At 60.1% G+C, this 13,156-nt stretch carries 9 protein-coding genes, 4 tRNA genes and 1 pseudogene; 6 read left to right on the top strand and 8 right to left on the bottom strand.

The genetic code is table 11. The features are described from left to right. Window positions 1-381: 381 nt before the first annotated feature. The 3 genes from betA to betI form a co-directional block, all read right to left on the bottom strand. Window positions 382-2,064: a choline dehydrogenase gene (betA, locus tag BUE38_RS18620; RefSeq protein ID WP_073436745.1), complete on the bottom strand. Its 1,683-nt coding sequence runs from the start codon at window positions 2,062-2,064 to the stop codon at window positions 382-384. A 95-nt stretch (window positions 2,065-2,159) separates the two neighbouring features. Then, a complete protein-coding gene (betB, locus tag BUE38_RS18615) occupies window positions 2,160-3,632 on the bottom strand; it encodes a betaine-aldehyde dehydrogenase (RefSeq protein WP_073436744.1) in 1,473 nt (490 codons plus the stop codon). Between the two features lie 144 nt (window positions 3,633-3,776). After that, window positions 3,777-4,370 carry a transcriptional regulator BetI gene (gene betI / locus BUE38_RS18610; protein WP_176594929.1) on the bottom strand — a complete coding sequence of 198 codons (594 nt, stop codon included), beginning with the start codon at window positions 4,368-4,370 and terminating at the stop codon, window positions 3,777-3,779. Window positions 4,371-4,610: 240 nt separating this feature from the next. Between betI and BUE38_RS18605 the strand changes: the two genes are divergently transcribed. The 4 genes from BUE38_RS18605 to BUE38_RS18590 all read left to right on the top strand — a co-directional run bounded on the left by BUE38_RS18605 (window position 4,611) and on the right by BUE38_RS18590 (window position 5,293). After that, window positions 4,611-4,687 (top strand) — tRNA-Met (locus BUE38_RS18605). Window positions 4,688-4,968: 281 nt separating this feature from the next. After that, window positions 4,969-5,044 (top strand) — tRNA-Asn (locus BUE38_RS18600). Window positions 5,045-5,098: 54 nt separating this feature from the next. Then, window positions 5,099-5,174 (top strand) — tRNA-Asn (locus BUE38_RS18595). Window positions 5,175-5,217: 43 nt separating this feature from the next. Then, a tRNA-Asn gene (locus BUE38_RS18590) sits at window positions 5,218-5,293 on the top strand. A 564-nt stretch (window positions 5,294-5,857) separates the two neighbouring features. On the opposite strand, the gene BUE38_RS23155 is transcribed toward BUE38_RS18590, so the two are convergent. Next, window positions 5,858-6,058 carry a hypothetical protein gene (locus BUE38_RS23155; protein WP_170234295.1) on the bottom strand — a complete coding sequence of 67 codons (201 nt, stop codon included), beginning with the start codon at window positions 6,056-6,058 and terminating at the stop codon, window positions 5,858-5,860. On the opposite strand from BUE38_RS23155, the pseudogene BUE38_RS22730 reads away from it, so the two are divergent. Next, window positions 6,005-6,322, top strand: a pseudogene (locus tag BUE38_RS22730) (IS30 family transposase); the annotation flags it as partial. The gene BUE38_RS23155 and the pseudogene BUE38_RS22730 overlap by 54 nt on opposite strands. Window positions 6,323-6,449: 127 nt before the next feature. Here the strand turns inward: BUE38_RS22730 and BUE38_RS18575 are convergent. The 4 genes from BUE38_RS18575 to BUE38_RS18560 form a co-directional block, all read right to left on the bottom strand. Next, a complete protein-coding gene (locus BUE38_RS18575) occupies window positions 6,450-8,093 on the bottom strand; it encodes a BCCT family transporter (protein WP_073436741.1) in 1,644 nt (547 codons plus the stop codon). Window positions 8,094-8,222: 129 nt separating this feature from the next. Next, window positions 8,223-9,365: a mandelate racemase/muconate lactonizing enzyme family protein gene (locus BUE38_RS18570; protein WP_073436740.1), complete on the bottom strand. Its 1,143-nt coding sequence runs from the start codon at window positions 9,363-9,365 to the stop codon at window positions 8,223-8,225. Beyond that, window positions 9,362-10,552: an iron-containing alcohol dehydrogenase gene (locus BUE38_RS18565; RefSeq protein WP_073436739.1), complete on the bottom strand. Its 1,191-nt coding sequence runs from the start codon at window positions 10,550-10,552 to the stop codon at window positions 9,362-9,364. Before BUE38_RS18565 ends, BUE38_RS18570 begins: the two co-directional genes overlap by 4 nt. 1 nt (window position 10,553) lies before the next feature. Beyond that, window positions 10,554-12,071 (bottom strand): aldehyde dehydrogenase, encoded by a 1,518-nt coding sequence (locus BUE38_RS18560; RefSeq protein WP_073436738.1) that lies wholly within the window; start codon window positions 12,069-12,071, stop codon window positions 10,554-10,556. A gap of 177 nt (window positions 12,072-12,248) precedes the next feature. Between BUE38_RS18560 and BUE38_RS18555 the strand changes: the two genes are divergently transcribed. Then, a complete protein-coding gene (locus BUE38_RS18555) occupies window positions 12,249-13,139 on the top strand; it encodes a LysR substrate-binding domain-containing protein (RefSeq protein WP_073436737.1) in 891 nt (296 codons plus the stop codon). Window positions 13,140-13,156: the final 17 nt, after the last annotated feature.

The raw sequence follows: 13,156 nt of genomic DNA, 5'->3' as shown, positions 1-13,156 counted from the left end.
TCCCGAACATCATGGTATGAAGGCTGTGGAGACTGCTCTCGACGGCACCATCGCAAGGTGCAACCGAGAAACCGCAATCAAACAGTTGTTTTAATTTCTCTAGCCTAGCGGATTGCCGGGCCGGGAACCAGCACCAGCAACGTCAATTAGAACCAAGGTCGCATGGTTGGGCACCAGGAGTGAACAGCTATAGGCTAGCCTGGAAAGCAAGGTGGTACCGGATACAGGAACACCGCCCGCACTGATGATCAGCGGGGCGGTGTTCGACGGCAGCGAGATGCGCCGGTTTCTTCAGAGGGCTATGCCAACGGCTGGCCAGGCGTCATGCGGCGTCATGACGCCTGAGAAGCGACCAGCGCTCGCATCGCAGTCCGTCGCTCTTTAGCGTTGTTGGCCACGTCGCGCCGGAGCGCCATTGGCCACGTAGTAGGGCGCGTCGCTGGACGGCAGCATGTCGCGCTGGCGGATACGGTCGGCGATGCGCTCGGCGAGCATGATGGTCGGGGCGTTGAGGTTGCCGGTGGGAATCACCGGGAACAGCGAGGCATCGACCACGCGCAGGCCATCGACACCGTGAACGCGGCCCTGACCATCGACCACACAGTCATCACCGTCGCCCATGCGGCAGGTGCCACAGGGGTGATAGGCGGTCTCGGCGTGCTGGCGCACGAATTCATCCAGTTCGGCATCGCTCTGGATGTGGGCGCCTGGAGAGATTTCCTGGCCGCGATAGGCATCCATGGCCGGCTGGGCGATGATCTCGCGGGTCAGGCGGATGGCGTCGCGGAACTCCTGCCAGTCCTTCTCGGTGGACATGTAGTTGAACAGGATCGAGGGCGCCGCACCGGCATCGCGGGAAGTCAGGCGCACGCGGCCCTCGCTCTCCGAGCGCATCGAGCCGACGTGAGCCTGGAAGCCGTGAGCCTGAACCGCACTCTTGCCGTTGTAGCTGATGGCGATCGGCAGGAAGTGGTACTGCAGATTCGGCCAGGGTTCTTCATCATTGGAACGAATGAAACCTGCCGCCTCGAACTGGTTGCTGGCGCCCACACCGGTGCCATTGAACATCCATTCGGCGCCGATCTTCGGTTGGTTGTACCACTTGAGTGCCGGATACAGCGAGATCGGCTGGGTGCATTCGTACTGGATGTACATCTCGAGGTGGTCCTGCAGATGCTGGCCCACGTTGTCGTTGACGTGCACCGCTTCGATGCCGAACTCATCAAGAACATCCCGTGGGCCGATGCCGGAGCGCTGCAGGATCTGCGGTGATCCGATGGCACCACTGCACAGCAGGACTTCGCGACGTGCCATTGCCTCATGGGTCTGTCCCTTGCGCAGGTAGCGGACACCGGTGGCGCGCTTGCCTTCGAAGGTGATCACATCCGTGGTGGCATGGGTCTCGATGGTCAGGTTGGGACGCTGCCGAGCCTGATCCAGATAGCCGCGGGCGGTGGATGAGCGACGGCCCTTCGGGGTCACGAAGCGATCCATGGGGCCGAAGCCTTCCTGCTGATAGCCGTTGACGTCCTCGGTGGCCGGGTAGCCTGCCTGCTGACCCGCCTCGATAAAGGCGTGATAGAGCGGGTTGTTGTCGGCCTTTGGCGTGGTCACGCTGATTGGACCATCTCCGCCGTGATAGTCATTGGGACCGATGTCGCGGGTCTCGGCCTTGCGGAAGTAGGGCAGGCAGTTGGCGTAGTGCCAGTCTTCGAGGCCGGGACGCTGTGCCCAGTTGTCGTAATCCAGTGCATTGCCACGGATATAGCACATGCCGTTGATCAGTGACGAACCACCGAGGCCCTTGCCGCGCCCGCACTCCATGCGGCGGTTGTTCATGTGCGGCTCCGGGTCGGTCTCGAAAGCCCAGTTGTAGCGCTTTCCCTGCAGCGGGAAAGCGAGGGCAGCCGGCATCTGGGTACGGAAATCGAAGCGATAGTCGGGGCCACCGGCTTCCAGCAGCAGCACGCTGACGTCGTCGTCTTCAGTCAGGCGGGTCGCCAGCACGTTGCCGGCAGAGCCGGCGCCGATGATGATGTAATCGAATTCACGGAGCTGAGTCATGGGGGTCTCCGGTCCTCAGGTGTCAGGGGGAGACCGGCGCCATGCACGGCGCCGGTGATCAGGGAGCAGCAGTTATGTCGGGGAGTCCGTTGATGTCAGAATACGGATTCGAACGGCCCCATCTCGACCTGCACGGATTTGGTCTGCGTATAGTGGGCCAGGGTCTCGATACCGTTCTCGCGGCCGACACCGGACTGCTTGTAGCCACCAACCGGCATCTCGGCAGGGGACTCGCCCCAGGTGTTGATCCAGCAGATGCCGGCTTCGAGCTGATGAATCATGCGGTGGGCACGATTGAGGCTCTCGGTGAACACACCGGCTGCCAGACCGTAGGTGGTGTTATTGGCGCGGGTGATGGCTTCCTGATCGTCATCGAAGGCGAGAATCGACATCACCGGGCCGAAGATTTCCTCCCTGACGATGCGCATGTCGTCAGTGCAGTCGGTAAACACCGTGGGAGCAGCCCAGGCGCCATTGCCCCAGGCGTCCTGGTCCCAACGGTCTCCGCCGGCCAGCAGACGTGCGCCTTCCTGCTTTCCGAGTTCGATATAGGACAGCACCTTGGTCTGGTGTTCGAAGCTGACCAGTGGGCCGAAGTTGACCTCCGGGTCGAGGGGGTCGCCGGCTTTGATACGAGCGACGCGCTCGACAATGCGTGCCTCGAAGTCGGCCTTGACGGTACTGTCGACAAACACGCGAGTGCCGTTGGTACAGATCTGTCCGCTGGAGTAGAAGTTGGCCATCATGGCCGCGTCGGCGGCACGGTCCAGATCGGCGTCCCGACACACGATCAGCGGTGACTTGCCGCCCAGCTCCATGGTCACATCCTTCAGCGATGAGGATGCGGAAGCGGACATTACCTTCTTGCCGGTGCCGACCTCGCCGGTAAAGGATACCTTGGCGATCTGCGGGTGAGCAGTAATGGCCTGGCCAACGGAGGCTGCGCCATGCACGACGTTGAAGACACCGTCGGGTAGACCTGCTTCGGTGAAGATCTCGGCGAGTACCATGGTGGTCAGCGGCGTGACTTCACTGGGTTTGAAGACCACCGCATTGCCGGCGGCAAGTGCCGGGGCAGCTTTCCAGCAGGCAATCTGGATAGGGTAATTCCAGGCGCCGATGGACCCGATAACACCCAGAGGCTCGCGACGGGTATAGACGAAGCTGTCCTCGCGCAGCGGGATCTGACTGCCCTCGATGGCGGCGGCCAGTCCGGCGTAGTATTCCAACACATCGGCACCGGTCACGATGTCGACGCTGGCGGTCTCGCTCAACGGCTTGCCGGTGTTGAGGGTTTCCAGGTGGGCGATCTCGTCATTGCGCTCACGCAGCAGTGCAACGGCACGTTGCATGACACGGCCACGTTCCATGCCTGACATTGCCGCCCACACCTTCTGGCCACGCTCCGCCGATGCCACGGCGGCATCGACATCGGCCTCACTGGCGACCTGAACCTCGGCAAGGTGGCTGCCATCGTAGGGGTTGATGACGCTGAAGGTTTCACCCGAGGTGGCCTCGCGGTGCTGGCCATCGATGTAGAGTGTCTGGGGGGCGTCGAGAATTGCCATGGCATCCTCCTGTCGAGCAGATGTCACATCAGCCATGATGTGAATGAGTGTCAGGGTACTGGTGGCCTTGAATGGCCGGCCCTATTGCTGTGATTCGATAGATGCTGTGATTCGATAGATGCTGTGGTTCGACTGGTACGGGGATCAGCCGTTGTAATCGCGAATCAGCCGGTCGAGATACTCGAGAGCCACACGGCGCGCTCCGGCAACATCAAGGCCCTCCGGCGAGAGGGCGCCACGCAGCCATAGACCATCAATCATGGCGGCCATGCCACGGGCACAGTCGCGAGCCTCGTCACGCGGCATCAGACGGCGAAACTGGTGGCACAGATTGGCGTAGAGGCGACGATCATTGACGTATTGCAGGCGCTGCAGCTCTGGCTTGTGCACGGAGCTGGCCCAGAAGGCCAGCCAGGTCCGAGCAGCACTGGCATTGACCTGGGAAGAGTCAAAGTTGCCGTCAATGATGGCCGAGAGGTGGGCTCGCGGGCTGGTATCCGTCAGTGTCCGGCGCCTTTCGCTGACCGCAGTACCGAGATCATGAAGAATCTGGCGCATGGTCGCTTCAAGCAGGCCGTCCTTGCCGCCGAAATAGTGGCTGATGATGCCCGCGGATACGCCCGCATGTCGGGAAATGCGTATGACCGTGGCATCGGCAAGGCCGACTTCATTGATTGCCGTCATGGTGGCGTTGATCAACTGCTGCCGACGTATGGGCTCCATTCCAACCTTGGGCACTGCGTTATCCTCCAGCTTTGACCGGGCTTTCTGCGACTCGAGCTCTGCGTTTCCTGCTTGAGCTCTGTGTTTCATGAAAGTCCCGAGGTCTGTATGGAGAACAGTATGCCTTTTGTTGATTGCACGTTCAATATAAAACGGTCGCATCAGTAATGTGGTGGAAGGGCTTGCCAAGCCATCTTTCGATGTGCATAATTCAGCCCCGTCGACGCGGCCTAACCGGGTGCGAAGACAGAAAAAGGCTACGTAGCTCAGCTGGTTAGAGCACATCACTCATAATGATGGGGTCCCCTGTTCAAATCAGGGCGTAGCCACCAGATTCAGTAGAACGCCCACCAGGCCATGCCGGTGGGCGTTCTGCGTTATGTGTTCTAAACAGGGGTTTTCGACCCCCGACGGTTGAAAGTGGGAACGGGCTTGTGACTTGCTGGTTCAGCTTTCTCGGGGAAGGTTGTAGGATGAGATGGCTGCACCGGAAGGGAGGTGCTCGCGTCGGTAGCGAAGTCATCGCGGTATCAGAGAGTTAAGCCACAATTTGCCTTGTCAGGCTTGACGAATCGAAGACGATCCGTATACTACGCCCCGTGCTTGAGGCGATTCCCCGATAGCTCAGTTGGTAGAGCAAATGACTGTTAATCATTGGGTCGTAGGTTCGAGTCCTACTCGGGGAGCCAGCTTCTCATCAGAGAGCTGACTTTCTCGCCGCAGCACCGACAGTTCAAGGTCATTCCTCGATAGCTCAGTTGGTAGAGCAAATGACTGTTAATCATTGGGTCGCAGGTTCGAGTCCTGCTCGAGGAGCCACCTTCCTACCTGAACCTGTCGCTTGAATATTGCACATCGTTGTTCCCCGATAGCTCAGTTGGTAGAGCAAATGACTGTTAATCATTGGGTCGTAGGTTCGAGTCCTACTCGGGGAGCCATCATCCTCATCCTGTAGGGTGCTTTCGTGCTGAAGCACCGACAGTTCAAGGCCATTTCGCGGTAGATCGGTTGGTAGAGCAACTGACTTGTAATCAGTAGGTCCCGGGTTCGACTCCTGGTGTCGGCACCACATTTGAGTGAAAAAATTCAATTATTCAGTAGATTACTGAATATAGGAGCTGCCTTCAAGGGCGGTTTTTGTGTGTCTGTAACACTTGGCGCCTAGTACACATATTCTCTCTTTCAAGTGTCTTGGGTAGCTGGTACTCGACCCGGATCGTCGACGTGCTCGCTGCATCAGGTTGGCTTGGGGGCTTGTATTACTCTGGATACCCAAATATGACGTATCCTGTGGCTATACACGACAAGGACCTGACATCAGGAATGAATTGTGCCACGACACATGACAATCACCGGCTCGCCTGGCGCCTGGCCTCGTCTCTGACCCAATACCATGGGGAGTGAGGGTGAGAGGGCGCCTGACCTTGAATCCCCGCTTGCAGCCTGACATGAGAGTCATGTTGATGGTCTCCCGTTGGCGGCCTGCCCTTGTTGCGTTCTGGTTAGCTGGTGCATGGCTCGCTGAGCAACCACCACAGCGGTACGGCGACGCTGGAGGCCTCGCCGCCGTGACGATAGCAGGCGATCTCAAGGCGAGGACTGTCGAGGGAGTCTTGCAGCGACCGCAGCTTGCCGGTTTCCAGTTCGTGCTCGATATACGCAAAAGCATGCTGTACGACGAGGGAAAGGAAATGGCCAGGCATGCAGGAGTCACCTTGAAAACCGGAGCGGCCATTTACTTCTGTGACCTGCACTGTCGATGACGTTGGGGGTCCAACGAGAATATCAATGGGTCGGCCCGCGATTACCTTCCTAAGGGAACGGATCTATCGGTATACAGCCGGGAGGAGTTGGATGCCATTGCCTGAGCTGAATATACTCCCCTGCAAGTGTTTTTATTTCAAATGCCAACAGAACTGATGAGTGAGCTAATTGCGAAGTATCACGAAAGGCTATTACTCGTATAATGATATTGCTGCACTCAGGGTCTGCATCTGGCATCTTTATGAACAGACAAAGCCCTCGCTGATCATATCAGCGAGGGCTTTGTCTTACGCTCTTCATTCGGGGATAAGGTAACCGCCGATGAACCGATCAGGTCGCTTCGGGCGGGGGAGAGGACTGGGCTTTCAGCCCGGTCGAATGGCGCTTTTCCCACTTATCGTGCGCCTCGGGGGAGTAACTGCGCGACGGGGTTTGTTCAAGGCCGAGTTTTGCAGTACCGACGGAGACCAGTCGCAACAGCGCCGCGGTGGCACCCATGACGATGAACAGTGCAGGTACGCCACCAAGGTTCGAGAGCATCTTGATCCCGTCGATACCGACGAAGGCGGTCATGATCCATGCCACCAGACCAATGGTGGTGCCCCATATCAGCTTCAGGGCCAGTCGACCGTTGGAGCCTTCTGCGTCACCGGACAGGGCAGTCTGACTGTCCGTGCTGCACAGTTGACTGATCGCTTCCGTGTTGGAGTCGGCTGCGGTGACGTAGGACAGAAACGCAATCAGCAAAAAGGCTGCGGCGGTCATGCCGCTGAAGGGGAGCTCATTGAGCAGCGCATAGATCATGGAGCCGGCGCTGCTGTCGTCGAGTCGCTCAAACATGGCACCCTCGGAGGCCAGATCGAAATCGATCATGGCCCCACTGAACACCGTGATATAGGCAATGGAAAACAGCGCTGGGGCGCACAGGTTTATCAGTAGGAACTGGCGGACCGTGTAGCCGCGAGAGATCTTTCCGAGAAACAACGCAGTGATTGGTGCCCAAGTCATCCAGTTGGCCCAATAGAAAATGCTCCAGTTCTTGGGCCATGGGTCGTCGTCGAAGGCACCGGTGAACAGGCTCTTCTGCATGAAGGTGCCGAAATACTCACCGGCGGCTTCGACGCCGTAGTTGAGTACGGTCATAGTCGGGCCAAACAGGAATACGAAGATCAGGAACAGGAAGAAGGCCCGGGTGTTCAGAGCGGATAGCCGAGCGATGCCACGTTGCAGACCGCTGACGGCGGAGGCGGTGAAAGTGGCGACGATGGCCAGAATGATGACACCAAGCATGAGTGGTCCAGTACCGGTACCGAGAAAGCGATCGACGCCGCCGGCGAGTGTCATGGCACCAGTGCCAAGGGATGCTGCCATGCCGCAGACCAAGGCATACAGTGCCAGGGCATCCAGCGCTCGCCCCTTGCGACCGATCAGCTTGTCGCCGAACAGTGGCACGAACAATGCGCCCAGCGAGAAGGGTTTGCCGAGGTTGTAGTGCATCAGCGCAAACATCAACGCCGGCACACTGTAAATCGCATAAGGAGTGAAGGACCAATGCAGGTAAAGCGTCGATAGCGAGAAGCGCGCGGCGTCCGCTGACCCGGCCACTATACCCATCGAGTTGGGGGGCGAGTGCAGGTGATATAGCGGTTCGGCGGTGGACCAGAACATGATGCCGACTGCCACTGTGGTACACAGAGTGATCGAGAACCAGCGCCAGCGATTGAGCAGTGGAGTGGCTTGTTCGCCGCCAATGCGGATACGTCCAAGGGGGGACAGAAAGGCGATCAGGCAGGTGATGACCATGACAACGGCGGTCAGTGAAAATAGCCAGCCGATGCGCTCAAGTACTAAGTTATTGAGCGTAGAAGTAACAGCGAGAAAACCGTCAAGATCGATAAGGCTTGCGGTAACGGCAACCAGCAGCAGACTAAAGGGAGGCCAAAACACCAATGGCCTGATGGATGAACCGAACATGGCGAACTCCTTAGTGTTGTTGTGTGGTACGGCGGTGCGATATCGAGGTGGCACTCTCCTGTTGGGAGCCGACCCTGGGGGCGGCTCGGTGTTCTGGGGCATGACTTTCAGTTCTGGAGGGACAGGGCTTCAGCGGTAAGTGGCCCGGTCAGCGCGGGTAGCGGCAAGCCGGGTCTCGTCAAGCTCGATGCCTAGCCCCGGTGACTCATCCAGGACCAGCCAGCCTTCGGCGTCGGGCAGGATCGGCGTCTTAAGTGGGTAGTCGCGGGCCTCGGGCGTCCACTCCGGTGGGTCGAAGGGATACTCTAGATAGGGGCAGCCATCGGGCCCTACGGCGCCAGCGGTGAGGTGCAGGTTAGCCACAAGGCCGATGCCATTGCCCCAGGTATGCGGCGTGAACCATTTGCCGCCCTCGATGACTCTGCTTGCCAGCCGTGATAGGCCTAGCAGGCCTATGGAGCAGACCGCATCCGGCTGATAGACGTCTAGGCAGCCTTGGCGCAGCATCTCGATAAACTCGTAGCTCTCTCGAGTCATTTCACCACCAGCGATTTGCAGGCGATCGCCGGTCTCTGCGTTCAGCTCGGCCATGCCACGATAGTCGCCGCGGTACAGCGGCTCCTCCATCCACAGCACATTGTGGCGAATCAACTCCTCGGCCACCTCGCGTGCCTTGGCGAGTTCCCATGGTGCCTTGACGTCCCAGGGCATACGCCACCCCTGGTTACAATCCACCATCAGATCGATGTCGGCGCCGAGTGTCTTGCGCACGGCCGTTAGTGCAGCCAGGTCATCTTCGATATTCGCTCGTCCGAAGCGCAGCTTCAGCGCCGGGAAGCCGGCATCGCGGACGTCTTCTGCAAATGCCACAACCTGCTCCAGTGGACGATGAGTACCGCTTGATGCGTAAGCTCGCAGTCGGTTGGACACCCCTCCCAGCATTCGCCATACAGGCTCGCCGCGGATCTTACCTGCCAGATCCCATAGCGCCACCTCCAATGGCCAGCAGCGCCCGGCGTGAAAGCCGATGTTGTCGAGCACGCCGCTATGGCGCTCGAGAGCGATCGGATCCTGGCCGATGAATAATGACCGAAAGTCGTCGAAGCCGTACATCACGTCTCCGGATCCGATTCCCTCGCGCCCTTCGCTGTCGACCACGCGCACGATGGTGGCAGGAAACAGCTGGCGTGGTTGGCTATCCCAAGCTGCAGGGAAGGGGGGGTGCAGCGTCTGCTGGTGATGGCTGATCTCGATGCGCTCGATAACATTCATGCTGGCGACTCCTCGGCGATGGTCAGGGTGCTGACGCGTTGCTCGAACAGCGCCACTGTTGCTTTGGCCAGGGCTTGCCAATCGTCGGTGCCGGGCTGTCGGGCGGCGTTGTGAGCCATAGGGGCGTTTTCCTCAGCCTGCATGGCCTCGGCCAGAGCAGCGGGGTCCAGCCGTCGAGAGGCAAAGGTGGCTAACGCCTCATTGAAGTGGACAGCGTCCACCAGTTCGCTGAACAGTGTCGGCAGCTCGCGGGGGGAAGCGCCTTGGCGCAGCGCATTGGCCGAGGGCTCGAAGATGTCCTCGTTGCCTTCGATCGACCAGGCCAGGGTCGCCTCGACGCCGAGCGTCACAGCGATCCCATGAGGAAGATGATAGAGGCTACCGAGGGCATGGCCGATGTTATGGCCAAGGCCCGTACCGCCGTTATCGATGGCTTGGCCTGCCAGGCAAGCGGCAGCCTGCATTTGTTGGCGAGCAACGAGGTCGTTGGGCTCGCGAATGGCCTGCGGTAGGGCTCGTCCTACGAGCCTGATAGCCTCGAGGGCCGGCGCCTGGATAAAGGAGTGGCGGCCCTTCCCGGTGGTGGCCTCCAGGGCGTGGATCAAGGCATCGAGGCCGGTGGCGGCGGTCAGCGAGCGTGGCAGCGAGCGGGTCAGTTCCGGATCCAGCAGCACTGCGTCGGGCAGCAGCTCGTTGCCCCATGCCCACTGCTTTAGCCCATTCGCGTCGGCCACGATCGAGGTGCGGGTGACCTCGGATCCTGTGCCTGACGTGGTCGGGATCATCAACGCCAAGGCGCGCCCGGACCATGGCGTTTTTGCCAGCAGATAGTCCGACATGGAGCCGGGGCTGACCGCCAGAGCCGCTAACAACTTGGCGATATCGAGCGCGGTACCACCGCCTACGCCGATCACGATGGGCGTGTCGAGTCGGCGTACGGCCTCGGCTCCGGCATCGACTGTGGCGAGGTGTGGTTCGCCGCTGGGGGCCACAAAGGTCTCGATGCGAAGCTCATCACCGACGGCGGTGATGACACGGTCTAGCAAGCCGCTGTCACGGATGCCCGCATCGGTCACCACCAGCGCGCTTTTTGCGTTGTACGAGCGGCTCAGTTCAGCGAGGCGCGATAGTCCCCCCGCGCCCACGTACAGTTGGGCCTGTCGGCCAGTATCGAAAGTGGTCAGCATGTCAGTTCCCCAGGTTGATCCAGGTCGTCTTGAGTTCGGTGTACTTGTCGAACGCATGCAGTGACTTGTCGCGCCCCTGACCGGACTGCTTGAAGCCACCGAAGGGGGCATTGATCGAGGTGTGGTCATAGCAGTTGACCCACACGGTGCCGGCACGCAACGTGCGTGCAGCGCGGTGAGCATCGTTGATGCGATCGGTCCAGATGGCGGCGCCGAGACCGTAGTCCGAATCGTTGGCGATGGCGAGCGCCTCATCGACCCCATCCACCGAAATCACCACCAGCACCGGCCCAAAGATCTCCTCCTGGGCGATGGTCATGTGATTGTCGACGTCATCGAAGATCGCTGGCGAAATAAAGTCACCGCCGCTGTCCTTGAGTACCCGCTCACCACCGAATAGCAGACGAGCACCCTCGGCTTTACCGCGCTCGATATAGTCGAGTACCTTGTCGGCGTGGGACGGCTCGATCATGGCACCCATGGTGGTGTCGGGATCCAGAGGATCGCCTGGTTGCAGTCTCTGGGCCCATTCAGCGATGCGTGGCAGCAGATCGTCCTTGATCGCGCGGTCGACGATCAGGCGGGTGCCAGCGTGGCAGGTTTCGCCCTGGTTGTACCAGACACCGTAGGCGACGTACTGGGCGATCAGGTCCAGGTCGGTAACGTCACGGGTAACGATGTGGGGGCTCTTTCCTCCGCACTCCAGGCCAATGCGCTTCATGTTGGAATGTGCCGAGTATTCGAGAAATTTCTTACCGATCTCAGTGGACCCGGTGAAGCCGATTGCATCGACGTCGGGGTGCAGACCTAGTGCCCGGCCGGCCTCATGGCCGAGTCCCGTGATGACCTGGAAGGCGCTTGCGGGGATTCCAGCGTCGAGCGCCAGCGAGGCGACGCGTAAAGTAGCGAGGCTCGACTGCTCGGCAGGTTTGAGAATGACGGAATTGCCAGCGCCCAGTGCCGGGCCGATTTTCCAGCCAGCGATAATCAACGGATAGTTCCAAGGCACGACGGCAGCCACGACGCCGACTGGCTCGCGGTCGACAATGCACAGGCTCGTGGCGCCGTTGGGAGCCGTCTCGCCGTAAAGCTTGTCGAGGGCCTCGGCGTACCAACGCAGGCTACTGACCAGGCCGGGGACGTCGACGCTGGTGGTTTGGGTGATCGGCTTGCCGGTCTCTAGTGTCTCGAGCAGGGCGATTTCGTCAGTGTGAGCGTCGATGGCCGATGCCCACGCCAGCATACACGTCTTGCGCTCGGTGGGTGGCAAGTCCCGCCATTCACCGCTGGCGAAACCTTCGCGAGCAATGGCTACGGCGCGATCCACGTCAGAAGCTTGGCAAGCTGCAATTTCGGTTAGCACATTGCCGGTGGCCGGGTTCTGCGTGGCAAAGGTCTGGCCACTCTGGGAATTGCACCAAGTACCGCCGATGTAAGCCTGCCGGGGGAGTGGCAGGGACTGGGCCAGCGCGTGCCAGCCGTCGCGGTCACGGCTGCCGGGGGGCAGTGGCAATGTCATGGTGGACTCTCCGGTCGGGGAAGTGATGGCGTCAGTCTGAGGCGAGGCAGAAGGCTCGACAAACGACGATTTGGTCGCTCGGGTATGAGAAAAACACATGGGGTTGCCGACTAAAGGTGTACATTGTGAAGTTAAGGCGCTTTTCGTGAGACAAAAACGCATGACTGGAGGTGTTTCTTGAGTCGTCAGCTCCCGCCGTTGAATGCCCTCAAAGCCTTCGAGGCGGCTGCCCAGTGCCAGAGTTTCACCGCCGCAGCTAAGCGCCTGCACGTCACTCAGAGTGCCGTCAGCCGACAGGTGCGCCATCTCGAGGAGCAACTCGGTGTGTCACTGTTCGAGCGGCATCCCGGTCGTCTCCGGCTGACTGCCGCTGGCCGTCGCCTGGTGCCGGCGCTAAGCGCGTCATTCGATCGTATTGCGCTGAGCGTGCGAGACCTTCAGGCGCCGACCTCGGTCACCCGTCTGCGTCTAAATGTTCCACCTACCCTCGCTAGCCGCTGGTTGGTGCCTCGGCTCAAGGATTTACGTACGCGCTACCCGAGCCTGTCGCTGACGCTCGCGACCCGTGCTGATGACGGGCTGACAAATGACAGCGCCATGGACGCGGCGATTCGTTTCGGCGCCGGCGACTGGCACGACGTTGATACCCACTTCCTGATGCAGGAAAGCCACATCGCGGTGTGCTCGCCGCGACTGTTACGGGATGGCAGACCGCTTGAGTTGGCAGAGCAGACGTTGTTGCACGTGATGCGCACGCCGGAAGATCGCTTCCCTACTTGGCGTCACTGGCTCGATGCCGCTGGTATCGAACATGTCTCCACCGAAGACGGGCTTGAATTCGATCTTTTGGAGCTGGCGATCCGAGCGGCGTTGGAAGGACTCGGCGTGACCATCGCTGATCGTGCCATGGTGGCTCGGGAGCTCGCTCGAGGGGAACTGGTGCAACCACTGGCGGCTGAGATGCCGGGCCACCAGTCCTATTGGTTCGTGACCCGGCCCGGTCAGGCCGACCAACCTCCGATAAGGCTGCTCTACGATTGGCTGCTGAGTGTGGTGGCGGCACACTGATGAGCTAGCCGTACCAC

The sequence above is a fragment of the Halomonas cupida genome (genome assembly GCF_900142755.1).
In the GTDB taxonomy this organism is placed as follows: Bacteria; Pseudomonadota; Gammaproteobacteria; order Pseudomonadales; family Halomonadaceae; genus Halomonas; species Halomonas cupida.
Note: the sequence above shows the minus strand (reverse complement) of the source record. Positions and strands in the feature narration are given on the sequence as shown.

Coding starts and splice junctions, on each gene's coding strand:
- BUE38_RS18570 (WP_073436740.1), bottom strand. CDS start 9,365: ATGAATGTTATCGAGCGCATCGAGATCAGCCATCACCAGCAGACGCTG.
- BUE38_RS18560 (WP_073436738.1), bottom strand. CDS start 12,071: ATGACATTGCCACTGCCCCCCGGCAGCCGTGACCGCGACGGCTGGCAC.
- BUE38_RS18575 (WP_073436741.1), bottom strand. CDS start 8,093: ATGTTCGGTTCATCCATCAGGCCATTGGTGTTTTGGCCTCCCTTTAGT.
- BUE38_RS18565 (WP_073436739.1), bottom strand. CDS start 10,552: ATGCTGACCACTTTCGATACTGGCCGACAGGCCCAACTGTACGTGGGC.
- betB (WP_073436744.1), bottom strand. CDS start 3,632: ATGGCAATTCTCGACGCCCCCCAGACACTCTACATCGATGGCCAGCAC.
- betA (WP_073436745.1), bottom strand. CDS start 2,064: ATGACTCAGCTCCGTGAATTCGATTACATCATCATCGGCGCCGGCTCT.
- BUE38_RS23155 (WP_170234295.1), bottom strand. CDS start 6,058: ATGCCTGGCCATTTCCTTTCCCTCGTCGTACAGCATGCTTTTGCGTAT.